Below are 21,085 nucleotides of genomic sequence, written 5' to 3'. Positions count from 1 at the left end.
CCGGCGGGTCACTCGCGGCTTTACGGTGTTCGGCTGTACTCGCATCAGGCGTCGCCCTCGCTTGCCTGCGTGACTGCGAGGGTCCGGACGTTCTCCACTCGCAGTGTCGAGGGCGGCACGATGTGCACGATGGCGTGACTGCCGTGCCCGGAGAGTTCGACGCGCTGCTCTGTGGCGAGGGCGGGATCGGACGGCCACAGGTGTGAGAACACAGAGTTCTGTTCGTTCAGTTCGATGCGGGAGCGGATCGGCCGGCCATCGGAGTAGGTGGCGGTGTCGAGGCGTCGGGCTGCGAGTTCGACGACTTTCGTGGCGAGGTCGGACAGCGCGTCGAGTGCGACCTCGATGCGGGCGGCATCGTCGTTGTCTTGGACGTTGCTGCAGATCTCGTCGGTGATCCAGTCGAGTTGTGTCTTCACGAGTGTGGCGACTTCGGCGAGGGTGTCGGATGCGGGGATGTTGGTCATGCTGACTCCTGGTTGGTGGTGGGTCGTCCGATGAGGCCGCGGGCGGTGCCTGCCCACACTCCGGACGGATTGCTGAGTTCTGCGGCTGCGGTGCGGCACGCGCTTTGCACGGGACACCGGGCGCATTGACCGCGTGCCCATGCGAGTCGGGCGGATCGGCTCTCGACTGATTCGTCGGGTAGCTCGGCATCGAACAGCGGTGCGCGCCCGGTGCAGCGCGCGCCATGCAGTCGGGGGTCGACGAGCCCGGCGATCAAGTCGGGGATGCGTGGCAGGTGCGAGGTCTTGCGGCGAGTCATGCGGCTGGATCTCCGATCGGTTCACCGGAGCCGAGCCACTGTCCGGCACGGCGTCCGGGGGTGCGGACAGCAGGTTCGGAAGGCTCGTCGACGGCAGTGAGGACACCAGTCGGGCCATTCTCGGGAGCGTGGCCCGACTGCGGTTTTTCCCCAGTGGGGCCAACCTGTTTCCGCTGGTCAGCCCCAGTTGGGCCAGTAGGGCCACTCTCTCGTGCATGAGGTCCGTTCTCGTCGAGCGTGGCCCGACTGGGAAGCGACCATGTTGCAGTGCGCGGGAATCCCGAAACGGTCGACACGATGCCGAGCGACTTCGCTGCACGCTTGACGGTCCGGTCGGCGTACTTCTCTTTCGCCGCGGCCGCCAGGACGTCCTTACGTGCGGTCGGCCCGCTCTCAGTGAGGTAGTCCTCGAGCCAGCGTTCGGTCTCGGTCCGGTCGTCGTCCTCATCGTCGGAACCACCGAGCAATTCCCGAGCATCCCGGGTGGTCTCCCCCAACCACTTCAGCGCACCGACTTCCGCCGGCCCGTCCTCGGTCTGCACGGTCGTCGATTCGAGCGTCGCCTCCATCGACCGGACACGTGGCGCAAGGTTGCCCTTGGTGTTGGTGACGACGAGGTTGCCGCTGTCCTCGTCCTTGGCGACGGACAGCACGGATCGGGCGACCTGGGACCACGCGATCGACCCGAGGATGAGTTTTCCGGTGTCGGCCCCGTCGCGCTTGCCGAAGTGGCACAGCCCGAACACGACGCAGCCCTGACGTGAGGCGAGTTGCGCGAGCGGTTCGAGGTACTGCCGCACCGCGCGGTCGTCCTTGCCGGACAGCTCCGAGGACATGGACGACGTCGCGGCATCGAGGACGACGAACGCGACCCGGTGTTGTGCGATGACCTTTTCGAGCGCCAGGGTGTCGAGCGGCAGGATCAGTGTCCCGGTGTCGGTGTGCGAGGTCTCGACGTCGACGAACAGGACACGGTCCATGTCGGCCCCTGCGGCCTTCAATCGGGGCGCGACTGTGAACTCCCGCGAGTCCTCCGAATGGACGTACAGCACGTTCTGAGGGGTGCCGTGCAGTTCCCCTTCGAGCTTGCCGCGGGTGACCTGCGCGCAGATCTCGGCGGCGATCGTCGACTTACCGAGACCCTCTCGGCCGGCCAGCAGGGTGAGTGACCCGGCCGGTATCCAGTCCTCCATGACCCAGCGAACCCGCTGCATCTTCACGTCCGCACCGCGGGTGACCTTCAGTCGCCGGCCTGCCTGCCCACCGAGATCGACGATCTCAAGTTCGTCGAGTCCGCACCCGGCGGCGATGTGGTCGGCGGCGTCCTTACCTTCCCTCGCCGTGGCCACAACGACACCCGCAGCGATCGGTTCAACGATCTTGTGAACATCCAGGGCGTGCTTACGCCCAGGTTCGTCGTCGTCGGCGACGATTACCACGGTGTGCCCTGCCAGTGGGGACCAGTCGAATTGGCCGGCCTTCCCGGCTCCCATCGCGGAGCAGACAGCGACACCACCGACCGATTCGACGGCGTGCACGTCCTTCTCGCCTTCAACGACGTAGACCGGTGTGCCGGTGGCGACCTCGTCGAGTCGTTCGACCCGGTAGAGATCTTGCCCCTTGGTGTTGCCCGACTGGCGGAACTTCTTGCGGCCGTTGTCTTCGTAGGTACGGAAGACGGTGCGTCCGTCGCGGTAGGCGTAGCTCGTTCCGGCCGGGTCGTCGAATACGTCGCGGTGGTGCAGTCCGAGTGAGTCCATCACGTTAGCGGTCGAGCATCCTGCGTGGCAGTGGACCAGCACGCTGCCCTCGATGCGTGTCAGCGACAGCGAGGGGTTGCTGTCGTCGTGGGCGGGGCACTGCGCGACAGCCTGGCTGTTGTTTCGGGGTCGAACGAGCTTGCCGGCGTCCGTGAGACGGTCGACCAGTCGGTCATACGCGGCCCGAGTCACGCTGCACCCCGATCATCGACGCGGACGTCGGTGCGTCGCCACACCCGCGCAGGTGCGTCCCAGTCGTCGTCTGCGGCACGGGGTCCGTAGCCGTGGAACTCGATGTAGCCGCGGCGTTGTAGTTCGCGTACGAGTGCTCCACGGCGGCAAGGCTTGTCGTCTGCGTAGGGCGGGAGGTACAGCGCCATTTGTGCGGCGGTGAATGTGGCTCCGGGTGAGAGATGGGAGACCCAGTGCTGTGCCAGCGCGAGGAGGTCGGAGTGCGCCGCAGCGAGCGCATTGGCGGCCCCGTTCGGGATACGCTTGTCTTGACGCATTCGGGTGCGTCCTTTCGGGTTCGGTGGGCCGGGAGTCCTCGATCGGGGCTCCCGGCCCGAGTGCTTCGTGGTTTCGCAGACCCTCTTGGCACGGGTGGAGCTGTTCGTCAGGTCACGGTGATCGCCTCATTGCGTTCGTGGCGTCCTCGCCGAACCTGTCGTGCCGGACCTTTCGGTCGGGCATGTTGCAGATGCCGACGAGCATGATCGCGACGTTCTGGGTGACGATCACGACGATGAGGAAGAACTCGAGGGTGGTGGTCACAGTCCCTCCCGGATGTCGGCAGCCGCGCGGATCTCGTCCTCGTCGCGCTGGAGCTTTCGGGCCTCTGCATGGGCAGCCTGTCGACAGGCTTCCTGGAGCTCGTCGATGAGGCGGCGTGCCTCCTCCGGGCTCAGGTACGCGCGGATGTCCCGGCCGAATGTGACGCTGATTTCGGATTCGGTACCGACGTTGCCGATGCAGCGCGCAGACACTGGTGCATCGAAGGCTTCGACGAAGATGGAGGACATCACTTCACCTGCCCGACGATGTACTGGTACGCCGCGAAGATCGCCGTCGTGACCTGGTGGTAGTCGTCGACCTGGCCGGGAAGACGCAGAGGTCGTGGAACATTTCGCCGCCCTGCATACCGGTGCTGTCGATCGTGATCTCGATTTCGCTGTGCGGCTGGCTCTCTTCGATGCAGTCATGACGCCAGACCTGCGCGGTGAACACGCCGCGGGTGACCTCTGCGAGAAGAAAGTTGTCCCCGTCGCCCCAATCGGCATCAGGGCCGAGCGTTTCGAGGTTCTGGTAGACCGTGGGGATCGGGTCGACGAGGATGCCCTCGGGAGCAGTCGCTTCTGTCAGCCCATCGACCTCGTCGGCGGACAGTTCGTCCTCGGGCACCGGACGGTCGTGCGGGGTGATCTGGTATTCGATCGTCTTGCCGTCGGGTGCGATCGCGAACAGTGCGCTGTCGGTGATGTGGCGCGTGAACTCGGTGGCGCCGAAGTGCTCGACGGCGTGAGACGTGGCGCGGTCGAGCGCTTGGGCGAATGTGACGGCGTGTCCGACGACCTTCTTGACGCCGGCCATGATGACAACGACGAGGTAGCTTGCGGGGGTGGGGGTAGAATCTGTCACTGATCTAGTCCTTACTTCGTGGTTGGGCTGGTCGGCGTCGTCAGCGGGAATCGGAGCTGTAACTCCCCCGCTGGCGACGTTCTTCGTTGCGGCCATCAGGCGGCACCCGGTCGGTCGTCGGTGCGGGTCATGACATTCGAGTTGACGTAGTCCTCGAGGTCGGACCAGCGGTAGAGCACTCGCCGGCCGTGCTTCACAAACTTCGGTCCGATTCCGCGGTAGCGGTCGTTCGCCAGCTTTACGGCCGTGCTGCGCAGGTACTCGGCAGCTTCTTCCGGCGTCGCGAGTGCCGACACCGGGACGATCGTCTTCTTCATCGAAGCTTCCCTTTCGATCGTTGGAGCGATCTTTTTAATCGCTATCGAGATCTATTGGTAACAGTCGAATGAGTGCGTGTCAAATGGATCTGCATAGGGATCGAAAAGATCGCATATGCTGTTCCGTATGACTGAACCATCCCCAATCGATTCACTCGGCCCGACAGGTGTGCATGTGGCACGCAACGTGCAGCGGTTACGCGAGACCCGCAATCTGTCGTTCGCGGACTTGAGTCGGGAGCTGGCGAAGATCGGTCGGCACATCCCCACGCTCGGCCTTCGCAAGATCGAGTCGTTGCGGCGGCGCGTGGACACGGACGACCTTGTTGCACTGGCGATCGTGTTCGACGTCTCCCCCGCGACCCTGCTGATGCCGCACGCTTACGACATGGAGGAGTGGTCGACCGGAAGGTCCGCACTCACAGACCCCGATGCCAAATACCGGTTCGAGGTCGTGTGGGATTGGCTCGTTGCTGACGCGCCCCTCGTCGTAGGCGCAGAAAGCCCAAACGGGCGTCAGATGCACGCATTCCGGCTGAATGCAGTCCCGGAACACGCCTACATGCGTAAGCAGCTCGGATTCGACGCGGACGGACGGGCTCGGCGCCATGGCGACGATTGAGTCGTACGAAACATCCTCCGGGAAGCGGTACATGGTCCGCTTCCGTACGCCCGACCGAACCCAGTCGAAGAAGCGCGGATTCAAGTCGAAGCGGGAAGCTGAGCGGTTCGCGGCCACAGTAGAAGTCGAGAAGATGCGCGGCGAATACGTGCCGCCGTCCCTTGGACGCATCACGGTCGGAGAGCTGGCACCGGAATGGCTGGCGCGCAAGAAGGTCGACACCAAAGCCTCAACGTACAACGCGATCGATTCATCGTGGCGCACACACGTCGAACCGCGCTGGTCATCGACACGGATCGCTGACATCAAGCTCGGCACCGTCGAACGGTGGATCGCCGACATGGGGCGCGACGAACTCGATGACGACGATGAGATCGTCAAGAAGGGATCCGGCGCCACCGTGGTGATCCGGGCGTACGGCATCCTCGCGGGCATCCTCGACGACGCCGTGAAGAACGGTCGCATCGTGAAGAACCCGGCGCGCGGAGTCGAGAACCTGCCACGGAAGTCGAAGCGTCGACACAAGTACCTCACGCCCGACGACGTTGCGACCCTCGTACACGAGGCCGGCCACAACGGTGCCCTCGTCCTGGTCCTCGCCTACTGCGGACTTCGGTGGGGTGAAGCGATCGGGCTACGGGTACGGGACATCGACTTCCTGCGGCGTCGTCTCACCGTCCATGAGAACGCGGTACAGGTCCGAATGAAGCACGTCGTCGGCACCACGAAGGGCGACAAGGTGCGATCCGTGCCGGTGCCGGCCTTCGTCCTCGACGCGGTAGCGCAGCAATGCGAGGGACGCGGTCGCGAGGATCTCGTGTTCCCCGGCCGCGACGGCGAGCACATGCGCCGACCGGTCAGCCACAGCGGATGGTTCGAGCTGGCAGTGAAGCGGGCCGGCATTGAACGGGTGACCCCGCACGACCTGCGGCACACCGCGGCATCGTTGGCGGTCGCGGCCGGAGTGAACGTGAAGGCACTGCAACGGATGCTCGGACACGCGTCAGCGGCGATGACGCTGGACACGTACAGCGACCTGTTCGACGAGGATCTGGACGCTGTTGCGGTCGTGCTCGATCATGCCTATTCGGCGGCGGGTGTGCCCAATATGTGCCCACCGGAACCGGTCGAGCAGTCCACAGAGGCACGAAAAAGCCCCTCACCTGTGTGAACAGGTGAGGGGCTCTGGCGGAAGCGGAGGGATTTGAACCCCCGGTCGCTCTCACGACGCTCGCTTTCAAGGCGAGTGCATTCGGCCGCTCTGCCACGCTTCCGTGCCAAATCTTAACTGCATCGCCGATCTACTTGTCAGCGAGGGCTTCGTCCACGCGCGCGAAGATTCGGCCGAGGGTGTTCAGCTCGCTCTTGCTCAGCAGATCTATGAGGTTGGTGCGCACATCGTCGACATGGGTGGGAGCAGCCTCCGCGAGGCGACGACGGCCTTCGCCGGTGACGGTGGCAAGCACGCCACGACCGTCCTCGGGACACGAACTCCGAACGACCATTCCATCGGACTCCATGCGCCGGATCTGGTGAGTGAGGCGACTGCGGGACGACAGCACACCGTCGGCCAGTTCACTCATACGCAGCGACCCCTCGGCGGCCTCGGTCAGCATGACCAGAATCCGGTATTCGGCAAGGGACAACCCATGCTGGTCCTGCAGGTTTCGGTTGAGTATTTCCATCAGCCGGCTGTTGCCGTCCATATACCGCCGCCAGGCGTCCTGTTCCTCCGCAGTCAGCCAGTTCGGTGTGTCATGTTCGCCGGTCACGCGGGAAGTGTAATCACCGACGTGCCCGGGAAGTTACCGCCAGGTATTCCGAGGCGAGGATGTGCGCGAGTCATTGCCATATCTCGAGCCCGTCACGATAACGTCGTCGACATGCACGCAATCGTCGCCACCGAACCCGGTGGGCCCGAAGTTCTCCAGTGGATCGAACAACCGGACCCGCAGCTCGGTCCCGGACAGGTTCTTCTCGATGTTGCCGCCACCGCGGTCAACCGAGCCGACCTGCTGCAGCGTCGAGGTCTGTACCCGCCACCGCCCGGAGCCAGCGAGATCCTCGGACTCGAGTGTTCCGGTGTGATCGCCGACCTCGGCGAGGGAGTGTCCGGGTGGAAGATCGGCGACCGGGTCTGCGCGCTGCTCACCGGCGGCGGATACGCGGAACAGGTCGTGGTTCCCGCCTCTCAACTGCTTCCGGTACCCGAAGACATGGATCTCGCTGCGGCAGCGTCACTGCCCGAGGTCGCGTGCACGGTGTGGTCGAACGTCGTCATGGGCGCCGGTCTGACCCGTGGAGATGTCCTGCTGGTACACGGTGGTGGCGGCGGCATCGGTACACATGCCATCCAGGTCGGCAAGGCTCTGGGTGCGACGGTGGTGGTCACGGCGTCCGCCGGCAAGCTCGATCGCTGCCGCGAGCTGGGCGCCGACCTGGCGATCGACTACCGCAACCAGGATTTCGTCGTCGAGGTGAAGAAAACCTACGGCGGCGCGAACGTCGTGCTCGACAACATGGGCGCTGCCTACCTGTCGCGGAACATCGACGTGCTCGCACCCGACGGCACGCTGGTGGTGATCGGCATGCAGGGCGGTACCAAGGGCGAGTTGAACCTCGGCAAGCTGCTCGCCAAGCGCGGCCACGTCACGGCCACGGGCCTGCGCGGCCGACCCGACACGGGCAAATCGGGTAAGAGCGCGATTGTCTCTGCTGTCCGTGAACACCTCTGGCCGCTGGTCGACGAAGGCAAGGTCCAGCCCGTCGTGCACGCCGAGCTTCCGATCACGGACGCTGCCAAAGCACACGAGCTGCTCGACTCCCCCGAGACCGTGGGCAAGGTCGTGCTGAAGATCGACAGCAGGTAGGCCGCGCAGACCGAGATCAGAAACCGACCGAGATCAGAAGTTGCGGAGTTCGCGGACGAGCTGGTCGATCTCGAACGCTGTGGTGTAGGGCGCGAGGCCGACGCTGACGGCGCCGCCCTCGTCGCTCACCCCCAGTGAGTCGAGCAACCGGCTCGTCCCGCGAGTGCTTGCAACGGTCGCTATGCGGCGATCGGCCAGGTGCGTGGCGACCTTGTCGGCGGGCACACCGTCGATCGTGAAGCTGATCGTGGGCACTCGGCTCGACGCACGCCCGAGCACCATGACGCCGCTGAGACTGTCGAGTTGGCGCAGGAGCCGCTCGAATAGTTTGTCCTGGTAGTGCTGCATCGAGCTGATGGAAATCTCGAGCCGTTCCCGTCGGCTGCCGGTGGCTTCGTCATCGAGCGAGGCCAGGAAGTCGATCGATGTGGTGACACCGGCGAGCAGCGCGTATTGATGGCCACCCACTTCGAGCCGTTCCGGCCCGCGCGCGTGTGGGTCGAGCGACATCGCCGGTACCCGGTCGAGGTGCGCTGGATCGGCGAAGACCAGCGCCCCGATCTGGGGCCCGCCCCAGGCGGCCGCGTCGACGGTGACGATGTCGGCGCCGAGATCGGCCATGTCGAGGTGGGCGTACGGTGCGGCACCTGCGGCATCGACGACCATCAGACCTCCCGCATCGTGGATGAGGTCGGACACCGCACGGACGTCGGGCGCCGATCCCACGACCGACGAAGCCGCCGACAACGCGACCAGGCGCGTTGTCGGGGTGATCAGTTCCTCGTACTGCCAGGCCGGCATGTCGCACGTCTCGATCTCGACCTCGGCCCACCGCACCTGCGCGCCGTAACGGCTCGCCACCCGCAGCCACGGCGCCACGTTCGCTTCGTCGTCGAGACGTGAGAGCACCATGCCGGTGCCGAGCCCGAGCCGTGGGCTCAGCGATTCGGCCAGCCATGCGAGCAGCACCGCGCGGCTGGGTCCGAGGACCACGCCGGACGGGTCGCCGCCCACCACGTCGGCGATCGCGGTGCGCGCCGCATCGAGGATCCCTGCGCTTCGACGGTTCGAGATGTGCCGGCCCGCCGCAGATCCTGCAGCATTTCGAAACGCTGTCGACACGGTGCGGGACACCGCGTCGGGGATCTGCATACCGGCCTGCGGATCGAGGTGGATCCAACCGTCGCCGAGCGAGGGGATCAACCCCCGAATCCGGGCAACGTCGTAAGCCATGGCAGACACTCTAAATCTTGGAGTCAATCGGTGGTCGCTCGCGCCCGGCAACCACCTACCGATGGGTACGCTCGGGCAGGGAAATCGCGGACATTTCGCTCATCGATCGGGTCGGCGCCGCGGCGATCGCCGGGAAAGGCCAGAATTGACTCATGACGCATCCCGAGAATGACGATGTTCTGGTGATCGGTCCGGACGGCCGACCCGTCCGTGTTCCTCGCAGTGACGAGGCACAGCCCGAGGCGCGGCAGCCGAAGGAAGCGTCCGAGGACGAGGCGGGAACCGGGGAGACGCTCTCCGACATGGTCGAGCAGCCCGCGAAGGTCATGCGCATCGGCACGATGATCAAGCAGCTACTCGAAGAGGTGAAGGCCGCTCCCCTCGACGATGCGAGCCGTGCCCGGCTCAAAGAGATCCATCACTCTTCGATCAGGGAGCTCGAGCAAGGCCTCGCTCCCGAACTGCGCGACGAACTCGAGCGGCTCGCGTTGCCGTTCAGCGAAGAATCCGTACCGTCCGACGCCGAGCTCCGCATCGCTCAGGCCCAGCTCGTCGGCTGGTTGGAGGGATTGTTCCACGGGATCCAGACCGCGCTGTTCGCCCAGCAGATGGCAGCCCGCGCGCAGCTCGAGCAGATGCGTCAGGGCGCGCTGCCTCCCGGATTGAACATCCAGGGCGGGCCGGATGACCAGCAGGGTCACGGCCACACCGGTACCGGTCAGTACCTGTAGGCGTCGGGTGCTGGAAGCGGACCGGTAGGCTCGAAACTCGTGTCAGCGTCTGGAGCAGCATCGTGAGCCGAGTCAGCATCGAAACCCGAAACGCATGCGTCGACTTTCCGATCTTCGACGCCAAGACCCGGTCGCTGAAGAAGGCGTTCCTGGGCAAGGCCGGCGGCGCGATCGGACGTAACGACTCCGACGTCGTCGTGGTCGAAGCGCTTCGCGACATCACGATGTCGCTCAAGGAAGGCGATCGTGTCGGACTGGTCGGGCACAACGGTGCCGGCAAGTCGACGCTGCTGCGCCTGTTGTCGGGTATCTACGAGCCGACGCGCGGCGCGGCTCGGGTGCGGGGGCGGGTCGCGCCGGTCTTCGACCTCGGTGTGGGCATGGACCCCGAGATCTCCGGCTACGAGAACATCCTCATCCGCGGCATGTTCCTCGGCATGACCCGCAAGCAGATGCTCGCGAAGGTCGACGAGATCGCCGAGTTCACCGAGCTCGGCGACTACCTGTCGATGCCGCTGCGCACCTACTCGACGGGTATGCGGGTGCGCATCGCGCTGGGTGTGGTCACGAGCATCGATCCTGAGATCCTGTTGCTCGATGAGGGCATCGGCGCGGTCGACGCCGAGTTCATGAAGAAGGCGCGAGTCCGGCTGCAACAGTTGGTGGCGCGATCCGGCATTCTCGTCTTCGCGAGCCACTCCAACGAGTTCCTCGCGCAGCTGTGCGACCGGGCCATGTGGATCGATCACGGCCAGATCCGCCAGGAGGGCGGCATCGAGGAAGTGGTGCGCGCCTACGAGGGCAACGATGCAGGCGACCACGTGCACACCGTCCTCGAAGAACTCGAGCGTGAACGTACCGCCGAATCCTCGACGGGCGGTAACGGTGCCTGACGAACGCATCATCGGCGTCGTCGTCACCCATCGCCGACGTGAACTGCTGGCCGAATCGCTGAAGGTGCTGGCTGCGCAGACACGACCGCTCGATCACCTCGTCGTAGTGGACAATGCGGACGAAGACGAGGTGCGCGCGCTGGTCGACGTGGTCGAGATACCCACGACCTATCTCGGTTCGAAGCACAATCTGGGCGGAGCAGGCGGCTTCGCGCTCGGCATCCTGTACGCGCTGTCGCTGGGCGCCGACCGGGTGTGGCTCGCCGACGACGACGGTCGCCCCGACGGCGACGAGGTCCTCGCGACGTTGCTCGACTGCGCTGAGCGCAACGGCCTGGCCGAGGTGTCGCCGGTGGTGTGCGACATCGCCGAGCCCGACCGGTTGGCGTTCCCGCTGCGTCGCGGTGTGGTGTGGCGGCGCTGGCGTCACGAACTCGGCGACGAGGACCTGCTCCCCGGTATCGCCTCGCTTTTCAACGGCGCGCTGTTCACCGCGGACGCGATCGACGCGGTCGGTGTGCCCGACCTTCGACTGTTCGTGCGCGGCGACGAAGTGGAGGTCCACCGCCGGCTGGTGCGCTCGGGGCTTCCCTTCGGGACGTGCCTGCAGACCGCGTATCTCCATCCCGACGGCGCCGACGAGTTCAAGCCGATCCTCGGCGGCCGGATGCATACCCAGTTCCCCGACAACGACGTCAAGCGGTACTTCACGTACCGCAACCGCGGCTACCTGTTATCGCAGCCGGGGCTGCGTCGGCTGCTGCCGCAGGAGTGGGTGCGGTTCGGCTGGTACTTCCTGGTTACCCGTCGCGACCCGTCGGGTCTGCGTGAGTGGGTGCGGCTCCGCAAGTTGGGTCGTGAGGAGAAGTTCTCCCGGCCCTGATCTCGCAGATCTCGTTCTGCCACGAACCGCCTTCCCCTCACTCCGTGATGAAGTCCCCGCCTAGCGTGTATACGGCTTCACCCCCGCCGCGCGCGCTGCTGTAATCCACGACGATCACGATGTCGTCGCTGCGTTCCCCACCCTCACTGCCCCAGAATCCGATGTCCACGCCGGCGGCACCTCGGTCGACGGGATCGATACCGAATCGGCTCATCGCGTCGTCGCGCACCCGTTCCAAAGTGTCCGCGGTGACGTCCGCCAGCCGGAACCGGGGAAGGTCGCTGTCGCTCATGGCCTCGTCAGGCTCGCTGAAACTTCCTCCACGGAGCCACATTCGGTAGTAGGTGTCGCCGCGGTAGTAGTCGAGCATGAATCCGGGAGTATTACCGGAATCGAACGAGATCTCCTTGACGAGCGGGTCGGCGGCGGAGATCCCCCGCGCAGCGAGGGCGGTCTCGACCTGCTGTAACCCTGCGGCGAGATCCTCGGCGGGCCACCAGGGTGCAACGGTGCCGTCGGCCGTTGCATGAATCCGGGTCGACGACCCGTCGAACCAGCTTTCAGCGACGATCGGTCGGGTCTCCCCGAGGATGTCGTCGTCGGAGCGGGAGACGATCAATCGTTCAGGTGTCGCGAGTTCCGGCGGCACCATGGCCGCGGCCTCTGCCAGGAACGGCTGCGCCGAGAACTCCTGCAGTTCGTCGGCGGTGAACGTGTCTGCGGTGCGTCGATCGGTGCTGCCGTCGAGGACTGTCCACCTGCCCTCCCAACCTGTGTAGGTGCGCGCGCGGTCTCCCCCGAGGTAGACATCCACTATCGCGTAGGTGTCGTAGGTCTGGATCTGCAGAAGCGAATTCAGTGACTCCGGTGATTCGGACCGCAGGTGGGCAAGCGCGTCGTCGTACAGGTCCCCCAGCGACAGCGCGTCGGTCCCGGCGACCTCGTCGACAGGTTGCGCGGACACTGCCGCCGTGCTTTCCGGTGTGAAATCCCAGAAGTCGCTCGGCGGCAACAGCATCGTCGCCCACATCGCCACCAGTGCTGTGACCACTGTGGATGTGCGCGCTCGCGCACCGCCGTGCTCGATCACGGGGGCTGCTCCGGGTTCACCGACCGCCTCCGACGGCAGTGTGCCCCGTCCGTCGGCAACGATCTCCGCGACCTGGGAGTTCGACAGGGCGGCGCGGGTCCGGAATGAGAACGGTGCGTCTCCCCGAGGATGCGCCCGGCCCGCAATGAGAGTGGACGAGAAAGCCAGGTTCGGTGCGGATCGATCGATGAGATCGACGTCGACGGGCACCGGATCACCGCCGGCCACGGGGAAGGTAGAACGGGACAGGGCGGTGACGATCGTGCCCGTACCGAGTACGACGAACAGCACTGCAAGGATCAGGAACCAGCCACCGGAGTACGCACCCATCGCAACGCCACCGCCGATGAGCATGCCGCCTGCTGTCGCACGAACCGTCGAACTCACAGCACCGCCTCTACGCGTCTCGGGCACGGATCGACTCTAACCAGCGCAAGACCCGACGGCATCGGCACGGTAGCGTTTCTGCCATGCGTGGAACGATGCTCCCGGCATGACTGCTACGGATGCGCGGCCCGAGACGGTGCCCGCCCTGATCACACGCACCGAGTACGCGGACGGTCCGGCGCTGATCCGCAAGCTCCTCGGTGTGACGTTCCTGCTCGCACCGATACCGCTTCTCCTCGTTCTCGCGCTCGTCGGGGTGCCCTCCACGGTCATCGTGGTGGTCGTCGGCGCATCCGTGACCTGTGCACTCGCAATGCGTTCGTTCGGGTCGCTCGCTCAGCAGCGCGCCGCAGTCCGGCTCGGGGTCGTCGACGAACAGATACTCATCGGCACCGAGGACACGGCCGACGACGTGCGCCCACTGTCCGAGCTCACCGATGTCGCGCTTTCGAAGGAGCAGTCACCCACGACCCGCATCGCGCCCGACGAACGGGACCTTCGTGTCCGGGGAGTCCGGTCGCTGCAACTCACTTTTCGCGACGGCGCCGTCTACGTGGTTGCGTTGTTGGAGACCGATCCCGTGGCGATCGAGATCATGCAACGGTTGCGACGCGCGGTACCCGCGAGACCTCGTACCTACCCACAGATGAAACCCGCCGGCCACCGCACCGCCACCGAGCCTGCGCGCGAGGCGGCTGAGCCCCAGGCGAGTCGCAGCCCAGAGCCGGTCGAGACGAGCGCGTCTCCGGCCGCCGACGTCCGCCTGTGGGAAGCCGCTCGCGTCGTCCACAACCGGGTCCTGTCGGAGTACGGCGCATACGAGCTCGATCCCGCTCTCTACCTTAGGTATCCCGGTGTCACGGACATCACCCGCGAAGCCGTGATGGACTTCCACACCGCACTGGAAGAGGCACAGGCGTTGGCCACCGACACCTACCCGGGAGACGCGGCCTTCGCGGGCCGCTACCGGACGGCCGTCGACGCCCTGCGTCGGAGGTGGGCGCGGTGCGAACGCGACGGCAAGGCGGCCGGAACCGGGTATCTCCCCAGCGAGGACGGTTCGGACCTCGACACAGCCGCCAAGCTCTACAACCACGCCCGGTCCACCGACAACGCGGAGGAGAAGGCGTCGTATCTGCGCAAGGTGCAGCAGATCATCCAGGATCTCGACGGACGCGGGCGCGTCCATCTACCGCAACCGGTCGTCTCCGCCATCGAAACCCAGGTGCGCCTGGCTCTGGGACCCGGCACCAACGCGCACTGAGTATGATGGGGCCGATTCCGTCACGGTAGGTCGCAACGCTTATACGACCAGCGCGGATCCGCAGTGCCCCAGTCATTCACACCGATCCGCCAACGAACGTGCGCAGTCCGCTTTACACTTTTCGCACCATTCCTCCTGGGAGCGATCATGACACCACGAGACAGCGCACCGTCCACCCTCTGCGATGCCTTTCAGACCACCGCCGCGGCGTATCCCGACAGCGTCGCACTGCGCACACCGAACGACTCCGTCCGGTACACCTGGCGTCAATACGCCGACCGTGTCGAGCGGCTCGCTGCCGGACTCGCCGGGCTCGGGGTCCGGCACGGCGACACCGTCGGCCTGATGCTGACCAACCGGCCGGAGTTCCATGTCCTCGACACTGCAGCATTTCACCTGGGCGCGACCCCCTTCTCGATCTACAACTCGCTCACCGCCGACCAGATCTCGTACGTACTCGGCAACGCCGGCAATCACGTGATGATCTGCGAGGAACAGTTCGCCCCGGTGTTGCGCGAAGCGATCGGCACCACGAAGATCGAGCACCTGGTGTGCGTCGACGCAAAGCCCGAGGGCACGCTGTCACTCGACGATCTGGAAGCCGCCGCCGATGCAGAGTTCGATTTCGGGGCCGCGTGGAAAGCGGTACAGCCGTCGGATCTGCTCACCCTCATCTACACGTCCGGCACGACTGGCCCCCCGAAGGGGGTCGAACTCACCCATGCCAATCTTCTCGCCGAGCTGAAGGCAACCACGACGTTCCTGCCCACCGGTCCCGACGACCGGATCGTGTCGTATCTGCCCGATGCGCACATCGCGAACCGGTGGGGCTCGCATTACTCGAGCATCTACGGCGGCATGCAGATCACGACGCTCGACGATCTCAAACAGGCGATCGCGGTGTTGCCGAGTGTCCGTCCGACGCTGTTCGGCGCTGTGCCACAGGTCTGGTACAAGCTCAAGGCCGCGATCGACAAGACTCTCGCCGAAGAATCCAGCCCAGTGAAGAAGAAGCTCGCGTTGTGGGCGATCGACGTCGGTCGCACACGCGCTCGGCTGCAATCCGACGGCAGACCCGTCCCCAGGACACTCGAATTGCAGCACGGTCTCGCCGACAAGCTGGTGTTGTCGAAGATCCGTCAGAAGCTCGGACTCGACCAGGTCCGCGCCGCCGTCACCGGTGCCGCCGCGATCTCACCCGAGGTGCTCGAATTCGTTCTGGCGCTGGGTATCCCGTGCTCCGAGGTCTGGGGCATGTCGGAGACGTCGTGTGTGGTGACGATGAACCGTCCCGGCGCGATCCGCATCGGCACCGTCGGCCAGGCGGTCCCCGGCGTGGAGATCAAGACCGCGGATGACGGCGAACTCCTGGTCAAAGGTCCTCTGATCATGAAGGGGTACCGCAACGATCCGGAGAAGACGGCCGACGCGATCGACTCCGACGGGTGGCTGCATACCGGCGACATCGCCGAGATCGACTCCGACGGCTATGTGCGACTCATAGACCGCAAGAAGGAACTCATCGTCAACGCCGCGGGAAAGAATATGTCGCCCGCCAACATCGAGGGTGTGCTCCGCGCAGCGTGTCCGATGCTCGGCGGGGCCGTCGCCATCGGCAACGACAGGCCGTTCAACGTCGCGTTGCTCGCACTCGACCCCGATGCACTCACAGCGTTCGCGCAGGAACACGGATTGTCCGGCACCCACGAGGAGCTCGCCGAGGATCCCGTCGTCCTCGATGCGATCGAGAAAGCCGTGCAGGTGGCGAATTCGAAGCTGTCACGAGTCGAGCAGATCAAGAAGTACAGGGTGCTGCCCACCATCTGGGAACCGTCGGGCGACGAACTGACCCCTACGATGAAGCTCAAGCGCAAGCCGATCGACACAAAGTACTCCGAGCAGATTGCGATGCTCTACGAGAACCTGCCGTAGACCCGCGCCGAAGCGTGCGCGGCTTTCGTCGCACCCCCACATCGTGGCGGGCGCGGCTAGTGTCCCTACGAAACAACGTGGGGAGGTAGTGCACGCTATGGCAAAGATGAACTGGGCGCGGGCGAGCGCACTCGCGGGTGCTGCAGCGTCCGCGTGCTACACCGTCGGCGACCTGCTGTTGCTCGGCACACGCGCCCGACCGGAGGATCGTCGGCTCCTGCGCGAAGAACCGGACCTCGACACCTCCGCCGCGGTGTTGCTCGGGTCGTCCACGACGAGCCTGCGAGCGGGAGCCTTGTGGGGTGTGCTCGCGACGCCGCTGCACGTAGCCTCCGCCTGGCAGCTCTACGACGCTGTGCGTCCGGCCGGCAACGCTCGCGCGGTGCGTATCGCCGGTACCTACGCCGGCGCAGCATCGATCGCGTCGTTCATCCACGGCACGTTCTATCCGTGGGGCGCGACGTTCCATGCCGCAGACGACGCGGACCCCGGGTCCGCACAGCGCGCCAGGCTCCTCGACCAGGCCGAGGAGATCTCCCAGGCCATCCGCACCGCCTATCTCGCGTTCGGAGTCGCGGTCGCGGCGGTGTCCGTCGAGACCGCCGTACTCACATATCAGGGCCGCACTCGATATCCGCGCTGGTCGGCGGCACTTGTCACCCCGTTGGTCCCCGTCGCGGCGGTGGTTGCGGGTTCGAATCTGCTGCCGACGAAGCACAAGGAACGGTGGGAAGGAGCGGGGATCAGCCTCGGGATGCTCGCGGCAAACGCGGTCGCAGGGGTTGCGCGGCGCTCCTGAGTTTCGCTCGGCATTTTCTCTCGGCGCACCGGCCGGGAGCGGCCGGTGCGGTACGGTGATGAGCGGTGTGCCGGGAAGTCTGGTCGGCGAGTGTTTTCTGCTGTCGAACCGGAGGTCTCATGATTCCGTCGTGCCATCGCAACGATTCCCTCGCCGTATCCGGAGGCGTGTGATGCCCGGAATCTTTTCTTCGCTTCCCTTGCTGTCACGCGGTTCCTGGGAAGAATCACGCCGCGTCTCGGACATCCTCCGCAAGGAGACGGTCGGCGGCGCCCTGCTCTTGCTTGCTGCGCTCGCGGCGCTGATCTGGGCGAATTCGCCGTGGTCGGACTCGTATCACGCGCTGCGCGACACCACGTTCGGCCCGGAGTCGTTGCATCTGCACCTGTCGCTGGGCACCTGGGCGGCCGACGGATTGCTGGCGATCTTCTTCTTCATCGTCGGTGTCGAACTCAAACGTGAATTCGTCGAGGGCGATCTACGTGATCTCCGACGTGCGGCGATGCCCATCGTCGCCGCGGTCGGTGGGATGACGGCCCCGGCATTGATCTTCGTCGCGATCAACCTGCAGGGTGGCGCCGCGGCATTGAACGGGTGGGCGGTACCGACCGCCACCGACATCGCGTTCGCGGTCGCCGTTCTCGCGGTGATCGGGTCGCATCTGCCGACGGCGTTGCGAACGTTCCTGCTCACCCTCGCGGTGGTCGACGACCTGCTCGCGGTGACGGTGATCGCCGTGTTCTACACCGACGATCTGAACCTGCTGTACCTGGGCGCAGCCCTGATTCCGCTGGCCGCGTTCGGTTTCGCCATGCAACGCGGCGTGACGGCGTGGTGGATTCTGGTGCCCTTGGGCATCATCACATGGTGGCTCGTCCACCAGTCCGGGGTGCACGCCACCATCGCAGGTGTGCTGCTCGGCTTCCTCGTCCCCGTGTCACGGCACGTCAAAGGCAAGAAGATCGCCGTCGCCGAACGCGTAGAACACCGGATCCGACCCCTGTCCGCCGGCATCGCGGTGCCGATCTTCGCGTTCTTCGCCGCAGGCGTCACAGTAGGAGGTCTCTCGGGTCTCACCTCCACGCTCACCGATCCGGTCTCCGTGGGTGTGACCACCGGGCTCGTCGTGGGCAAGGTCGTCGGGATCTTCGGCACCACCTTCGTCATGGCGAAATTCACGCGAGCCCGACTCGACGACGACGTGCGCTGGATCGACGTGTTCGGTGTTTCACTGCTCGGAGGTATCGGATTCACGGTCTCCCTTCTGATCGGCGACCTTGCGTTCGGCGCCGGATCACTCGAGGCAGACCACGCCAAGGTCGCGGTGCTGTTCGGATCGGTGCTCAGTGCCGTTCTGGCGTCGATCGTCCTCACCATCCGCAACCGTGCGTACCGCCGCGTCGCCGAACGCGACCGGGTCGACGACGACGGCGACGGAATCCCCGACGTCTACCAGGGGCGCTGAGCACCGTGACCCCCTCCGACTTCGCCCCTTCACACTTCAGGAGGACACCGTGAATTGGACGGCGCTGTGGGTTTTCATCGGTGTGTGGGTGCTCACCGGGCTCGCCACAGGATTGTGGATGGCCCGCAAGGGGCACGATCCCCGCTGGACGATCATCGCGGTGATCCTCGGGCCCCTGTTCGTACCCATCGCGTTCGAACGAATCGAACGGAGTCCTCGGTCCGTGGCGTCGGAACCGGTCGCGATGTGGGATACCGATAGCGAGGAATCCGGTGGCCTGCGAGTGATGGTGGGGTTCGACGGCTCGAAGCACGCGGAGCAGGCACTGCGCACCGCGCGGAAACTGTTCGCCCCGGGCGGCGGGGTGCTCGAACTCGTCGCGGTGGTGTCGTACGACGACGGAGCCGACGTCGACTCGGAGGTGCTTGCCAGGGCTAAGCAACGCCTGGAGGCCGCAGCGGCCGGCACCGACGACGTTCCGGTCGGCTACGCCGTCATCGCCGGCCCCGCGGGGCAGAGCCTTCGCTGGTTCGCGACCGAGCAGCACGCCGACGTGCTGGTGATCGGCAAACGCGGCCGCGGTCTGTCCAAACAGATGATGGGCAGTGTCGCGGCATACCTCACCGAGCACTGTCCCGTACCGGTCCTCGTCGTCGATCCGACACAGACCGCATCTGCCGGCCAGAATCCGTCCGCGCCGGTGGCATTGCGCGTTCCTGCCGAGGAGGTCGAAGAGTCGACTCAGTAGAATCCCTTCCCGATCGGTTCGGCCCGCACCCGATTCCGTCAGCGAGGGTCGGACGGATTCGCGCGAAGTGAATCCATGACCGCCCGCCACGCGGCCTCCGCCCCCTCACCTGCCTGACGGAACGTGTCGTCGAGGAGGCGCATCTGGGCATCGGTCAGTTCGGCTTCGAGTGCCCGCCCGCCGTCGGTGATCGTGAGTCGACGGACCCGCCGGTCGGCGGCGTCGGGCGCGATGACGATCAGGCCCTGCGACTCGAGGTCTTTGATGGGCCGGTGCAGCGCCTGCTTGGTGATGCCGAGGATGTCGAGGAGCGCGCCGATCGACAGCCCGTCGTCGCGGCGGACGAAATGCAGAATGCGGTGGTGCGTCCTGCCGAGTCCACGTTCGGCAAGTAGCCGATCGGGTAGCGCGGTGAAGGCGCGGTATCCGAAGAAGAAGTCTTCGATCGCCGCCCTCAGCTCCCTCTCACGATTTGGGTCAAACATATTGACCTTATTCTCACTCACGCCTTAGAGTACGTCAATAACGTTGACCTATCAGACGGGTTGTCCATGTTCTCCCAACGCATCGCCTCGCTTCGACCGTCACCGATCCGCGAGATTCTCTCCGTCATCGACCGGCCGGGCATGGTGTCGTTCGCAGGTGGCCTTCCCGCGTCGGAGACGCTCCCACACCTCACCCACTCCATCGCCCCCACTTCCCTGCAATACGGGCCGAGCGAAGGCGACCCCGAGCTGCGCACCCTCGTGTCCGAGCAACTACGCGCGCTCGGCCTCGACGCGCCGACGGAGCGCGTGATGATTCTGTCCGGCAGCCAACAGGGCATCGACCTCGTCGCGAAGTTGTTCGTCGACCCCGGGACTCCGGTCGCCGTCGAATCCCCCACCTACCTTGCGGCGCTCCAGGTGTTCCGTCTGTACGGCGCCGACTTCACCGACCTGAACTGGGCCGACAGCCCGGGCGCTCCGCTCGCGTACGTCGTGCCCACCTTCGCCAACCCCACCGGAAGGTGCGCGATCGACGGCGAACGCGACAGCCTTGCCCGCGCCTGCCTCGACAGCGGCACGACACTGTTCGAAGACGACCCGTACCGCGAACTCGCGTACGGACCGTGCCACCGAGCGCCCGTCACCGCACGTATGGGCGGCGGGTCCTGGGTGTATCAGGGCTCGTTCTCCAAGACGTTCGCGCCCGGACTGCGCCTCGGGTTCCTCACGGCGTCCGAGGATCTGTTCCCGCGATTGGTGATGCTCAAGCAGACAGTCGACCTACACAGCTCCACCCTGTCCCAGCAACTCGTGCGCAACGCTCTCACCGACCCGAGCTGGGCGAGTCGCCTCGACGAACTCGCCTCGTTCTACCGGACGCGCCGCGACAGTTTCGACGACGCCTTGCGTCGCCACCTCGGCGGACTCGCCGAGTGGGAGACTCCTGCCGGCGGGCTGTTCTTCTGGCTCCGCCTCACGAAGCCGATCGATACCCGAACGCTTCTCGCCACCGCAATCGATCGTGGTGTCGCGTTCATGCCGGGCGAGGAGTTCTTCCCTGACCGACCGCAGCTCGGCACCATGCGCCTGAACTTCAGCCACGCCGACGCGGACGCCACCGAACGCGGACTCCGGACACTCGCGCAGCTTCTGGCCACCTGCGGGCTGTGACCATCGCTACGACCACGCCGGAACCGGGC

Annotated in this window: 24 protein-coding genes and 1 tRNA gene; 12 read left to right on the top strand and 13 right to left on the bottom strand. The window is 65.6% G+C overall.

Going from position 1 to position 21,085, the window contains the following annotated elements; translation table 11 throughout:
• Nucleotides 1-44: 44 nt before the first annotated feature.
• From Q7514_RS12135 to Q7514_RS12100, 8 genes are all read right to left on the bottom strand, one after another.
• Nucleotides 45-467: a hypothetical protein gene (locus Q7514_RS12135; RefSeq protein ID WP_330133489.1), complete on the bottom strand. Its 423-nt coding sequence runs from the start codon at nt 465-467 to the stop codon at nt 45-47.
• Nucleotides 464-766, bottom strand: a complete 303-nt coding sequence (locus Q7514_RS12130) for a WhiB family transcriptional regulator (protein WP_330133488.1) — start codon at nt 764-766, stop codon at nt 464-466. Before Q7514_RS12130 ends, Q7514_RS12135 begins: the two co-directional genes overlap by 4 nt.
• A complete protein-coding gene (locus Q7514_RS12125) occupies nt 763-2,718 on the bottom strand; it encodes an AAA family ATPase (RefSeq protein WP_330133487.1) in 1,956 nt (651 codons plus the stop codon). Before Q7514_RS12125 ends, Q7514_RS12130 begins: the two co-directional genes overlap by 4 nt.
• Nucleotides 2,715-3,035 carry a hypothetical protein gene (locus Q7514_RS12120; RefSeq protein WP_330133486.1) on the bottom strand — a complete coding sequence of 107 codons (321 nt, stop codon included), beginning with the start codon at nt 3,033-3,035 and terminating at the stop codon, nt 2,715-2,717. The genes Q7514_RS12125 and Q7514_RS12120 overlap by 4 nt, the downstream gene beginning before the upstream one ends.
• A gap of 112 nt (nt 3,036-3,147) precedes the next feature.
• The gene (locus Q7514_RS12115; protein WP_330133485.1) at nt 3,148-3,300 is read right to left on the bottom strand and encodes a hypothetical protein; all 153 of its coding nucleotides are present in this window, start codon (nt 3,298-3,300) and stop codon (nt 3,148-3,150) included.
• Nucleotides 3,297-3,548 carry a hypothetical protein gene (locus tag Q7514_RS12110; RefSeq protein WP_330133484.1) on the bottom strand — a complete coding sequence of 84 codons (252 nt, stop codon included), beginning with the start codon at nt 3,546-3,548 and terminating at the stop codon, nt 3,297-3,299. The genes Q7514_RS12115 and Q7514_RS12110 overlap by 4 nt, the downstream gene beginning before the upstream one ends.
• Nucleotides 3,549-3,552: 4 nt before the next feature.
• Nucleotides 3,553-4,164 carry a hypothetical protein gene (locus Q7514_RS12105; RefSeq protein ID WP_330133483.1) on the bottom strand — a complete coding sequence of 204 codons (612 nt, stop codon included), beginning with the start codon at nt 4,162-4,164 and terminating at the stop codon, nt 3,553-3,555.
• Nucleotides 4,165-4,259: 95 nt separating this feature from the next.
• On the bottom strand, nt 4,260-4,481 hold the full coding sequence (locus Q7514_RS12100) for a helix-turn-helix domain-containing protein (RefSeq protein ID WP_330133482.1): 222 nt from the start codon (nt 4,479-4,481) through the stop codon (nt 4,260-4,262).
• A gap of 127 nt (nt 4,482-4,608) precedes the next feature.
• Here Q7514_RS12100 and Q7514_RS12095 point away from each other — a divergent pair, with 127 nt between their 5' ends.
• Nucleotides 4,609-5,103: a helix-turn-helix domain-containing protein gene (locus tag Q7514_RS12095; protein WP_330133481.1), complete on the top strand. Its 495-nt coding sequence runs from the start codon at nt 4,609-4,611 to the stop codon at nt 5,101-5,103.
• Nucleotides 5,090-6,274, top strand: coding sequence for a tyrosine-type recombinase/integrase (locus Q7514_RS12090; protein ID WP_330133480.1), 1,185 nt, complete (start codon nt 5,090-5,092; stop codon nt 6,272-6,274). The genes Q7514_RS12095 and Q7514_RS12090 overlap by 14 nt, the downstream gene beginning before the upstream one ends.
• A 15-nt stretch (nt 6,275-6,289) precedes the next feature.
• On the opposite strand, the gene Q7514_RS12085 is transcribed toward Q7514_RS12090, so the two are convergent.
• Both Q7514_RS12085 and Q7514_RS12080 read right to left on the bottom strand, forming a co-directional pair.
• Nucleotides 6,290-6,377 (bottom strand) — tRNA-Ser (locus Q7514_RS12085).
• 27 nt (nt 6,378-6,404) lie between these two features.
• Entirely contained in the window at nt 6,405-6,875 is a 471-nt protein-coding gene (locus tag Q7514_RS12080) for a MarR family winged helix-turn-helix transcriptional regulator (RefSeq protein ID WP_330133479.1), read from the bottom strand.
• A 111-nt stretch (nt 6,876-6,986) separates the two neighbouring features.
• On the opposite strand from Q7514_RS12080, the gene Q7514_RS12075 reads away from it, so the two are divergent.
• Nucleotides 6,987-7,973, top strand: coding sequence for an NAD(P)H-quinone oxidoreductase (locus tag Q7514_RS12075; protein ID WP_330133478.1), 987 nt, complete (start codon nt 6,987-6,989; stop codon nt 7,971-7,973).
• A 33-nt stretch (nt 7,974-8,006) separates the two neighbouring features.
• Here the strand turns inward: Q7514_RS12075 and Q7514_RS12070 are convergent, their stop codons facing one another.
• Nucleotides 8,007-9,206: a cysteine desulfurase-like protein gene (locus Q7514_RS12070; protein ID WP_330133477.1), complete on the bottom strand. Its 1,200-nt coding sequence runs from the start codon at nt 9,204-9,206 to the stop codon at nt 8,007-8,009.
• 152 nt (nt 9,207-9,358) lie between these two features.
• On the opposite strand from Q7514_RS12070, the gene Q7514_RS12065 reads away from it, so the two are divergent.
• Genes Q7514_RS12065 through glfT1 form a run of 3 tightly spaced genes read left to right on the top strand, consistent with a single transcriptional unit; the run spans nt 9,359 to nt 11,713 of the window.
• On the top strand, nt 9,359-9,937 hold the full coding sequence (locus Q7514_RS12065) for a bacterial proteasome activator family protein (protein ID WP_330133476.1): 579 nt from the start codon (nt 9,359-9,361) through the stop codon (nt 9,935-9,937).
• Nucleotides 9,938-9,996: 59 nt separating this feature from the next.
• The gene (gene wzt / locus Q7514_RS12060; RefSeq protein ID WP_330133568.1) at nt 9,997-10,830 is read left to right on the top strand and encodes a galactan export ABC transporter ATP-binding subunit Wzt/RfbE; all 834 of its coding nucleotides are present in this window, start codon (nt 9,997-9,999) and stop codon (nt 10,828-10,830) included.
• Nucleotides 10,823-11,713: a galactofuranosyltransferase GlfT1 gene (gene glfT1, locus Q7514_RS12055; protein WP_330133475.1), complete on the top strand. Its 891-nt coding sequence runs from the start codon at nt 10,823-10,825 to the stop codon at nt 11,711-11,713. The genes wzt and glfT1 overlap by 8 nt, the downstream gene beginning before the upstream one ends.
• 37 nt (nt 11,714-11,750) lie before the next feature.
• Here glfT1 and Q7514_RS12050 read toward each other — a convergent pair whose 3' ends face one another.
• Nucleotides 11,751-13,190 (bottom strand): hypothetical protein, encoded by a 1,440-nt coding sequence (locus Q7514_RS12050; RefSeq protein ID WP_330133474.1) that lies wholly within the window; start codon nt 13,188-13,190, stop codon nt 11,751-11,753.
• Between the two features lie 106 nt (nt 13,191-13,296).
• Between Q7514_RS12050 and Q7514_RS12045 the strand changes: the two genes are divergently transcribed.
• The 5 genes from Q7514_RS12045 to Q7514_RS12025 all read left to right on the top strand — a co-directional run bounded on the left by Q7514_RS12045 (nt 13,297) and on the right by Q7514_RS12025 (nt 19,398).
• Nucleotides 13,297-14,454 carry a hypothetical protein gene (locus Q7514_RS12045; protein ID WP_330133473.1) on the top strand — a complete coding sequence of 386 codons (1,158 nt, stop codon included), beginning with the start codon at nt 13,297-13,299 and terminating at the stop codon, nt 14,452-14,454.
• A 147-nt stretch (nt 14,455-14,601) separates the two neighbouring features.
• A complete protein-coding gene (locus Q7514_RS12040) occupies nt 14,602-16,386 on the top strand; it encodes an AMP-dependent synthetase/ligase (protein WP_330133472.1) in 1,785 nt (594 codons plus the stop codon).
• Between the two features lie 97 nt (nt 16,387-16,483).
• Nucleotides 16,484-17,185 carry a DUF6796 family protein gene (locus Q7514_RS12035; RefSeq protein WP_330133471.1) on the top strand — a complete coding sequence of 234 codons (702 nt, stop codon included), beginning with the start codon at nt 16,484-16,486 and terminating at the stop codon, nt 17,183-17,185.
• A gap of 172 nt (nt 17,186-17,357) precedes the next feature.
• On the top strand, nt 17,358-18,650 hold the full coding sequence (nhaA, locus tag Q7514_RS12030; RefSeq protein WP_330133470.1) for a Na+/H+ antiporter NhaA: 1,293 nt from the start codon (nt 17,358-17,360) through the stop codon (nt 18,648-18,650).
• Nucleotides 18,651-18,699: 49 nt separating this feature from the next.
• Nucleotides 18,700-19,398, top strand: coding sequence for a universal stress protein (locus Q7514_RS12025; RefSeq protein ID WP_330133469.1), 699 nt, complete (start codon nt 18,700-18,702; stop codon nt 19,396-19,398).
• Between the two features lie 38 nt (nt 19,399-19,436).
• Here Q7514_RS12025 and Q7514_RS12020 read toward each other — a convergent pair whose 3' ends face one another.
• Nucleotides 19,437-19,883 (bottom strand): MarR family winged helix-turn-helix transcriptional regulator, encoded by a 447-nt coding sequence (locus Q7514_RS12020; protein WP_330133468.1) that lies wholly within the window; start codon nt 19,881-19,883, stop codon nt 19,437-19,439.
• 66 nt (nt 19,884-19,949) lie between these two features.
• Between Q7514_RS12020 and Q7514_RS12015 the strand changes: the two genes are divergently transcribed.
• Nucleotides 19,950-21,056 carry an aminotransferase-like domain-containing protein gene (locus tag Q7514_RS12015; RefSeq protein WP_330133467.1) on the top strand — a complete coding sequence of 369 codons (1,107 nt, stop codon included), beginning with the start codon at nt 19,950-19,952 and terminating at the stop codon, nt 21,054-21,056.
• Nucleotides 21,057-21,085 lie beyond the last annotated feature (29 nt).

The sequence above is a fragment of the Rhodococcus artemisiae genome (genome assembly GCF_036327795.1).
Lineage (GTDB): Bacteria > Actinomycetota > Actinomycetes > Mycobacteriales > Mycobacteriaceae > Rhodococcus > Rhodococcus artemisiae.
The sequence above is the reverse complement of the archived record's forward strand: the minus strand, read 5'-3'. Positions and strand labels throughout refer to the sequence as shown.